The sequence below is a fragment of the Faecalicatena contorta genome (assembly GCF_021531995.1).
Taxonomy (GTDB): Bacteria; Bacillota; Clostridia; order Lachnospirales; family Lachnospiraceae; genus Dorea_A; species Dorea_A contorta_A.
Map to the genome: position 1 here is coordinate 1 of NZ_JAFBIZ010000269.1, position 899 is coordinate 899.

Annotated in this window: 1 protein-coding gene; it reads left to right on the plus strand. The window is 37.6% G+C overall.

Going from position 1 to position 899, the window contains the following annotated elements; genetic code table 11:
• Positions 1-18: 18 nt before the first annotated feature.
• Positions 19-899: pyruvate formate lyase family protein (locus JQM82_RS15865; protein WP_328284233.1), on the plus strand; the 881-nt coding region annotated here is incomplete at its 3' end.

Sequence of the window (899 nt, forward strand, 5' to 3'; positions counted from 1 at the left end):
AAATAAAGGAGGAAAAGTATGAATTATCGTATTCAGAAGTTACGAAAAGAGTTAACGGGACAAAAACCTTATGTAGATGGGGAAAGATGTAAGATTTTTACCGAGTCCATGAAAACTACAGATGGACTTCCTATTATCATAAGGCGAGCTAAATCATTTTATGAAGTGCTGGATAAGATGACCGTGTGGGTAAAACCAGGTGAATTAATCGTTGGAAACCAGGCAAAAAAAGCAAAAAGTTCACCTATTTATCCCGAATATTCAGCACAATGGATTCTGGATGAATTGGATGGAAAGCCATATCGTTGGGAAGACAGACCTGGCGATAAGTTCTATATTGAACCAGAAGATGAAGCGATTGTCAGAGCGTGTGCCGAGTACTGGAATGGAAAAACTGTATTTGATTATGTAAGAAAGAACCTGACAGATGAGATAAATGAAGCGTGGGATGCTGGTGTCATTGATGAGACATGGGTATGCGCAGCTGGTCTTGGCAATGAGATTGTAGATTATAAGCTGGTAGTGGAAAAAGGTTTAAAAGATGTGATCGAAAGAATTCAGGCTAAGCTTGATAGTCTGAATATGTTGGAACCTGATTCACTGAAAAAGAAACATTTTCTTGATGCGGCACTTTTAGGAAATCAGGCTGTTATTAATTTTTCAAATCGAATTGCAGATAAATGTGAAGAAGAGGCTCAAAAATGTGAAATTGAAGAATATAAGAAAGAACTGCTTGAATTGGCAGAAATCTGCCGCCATGTTCCTTTGAATCCTGCAAGAACATTCCAGGAAGCGGTACAGTCTATATTTATTATTCTTCTTGCAGTTCATCTGGAATCAAATGGACATGCGATATCCCTTGGAAGATTTGATCAGTATGTATACCCATTATATGAAAA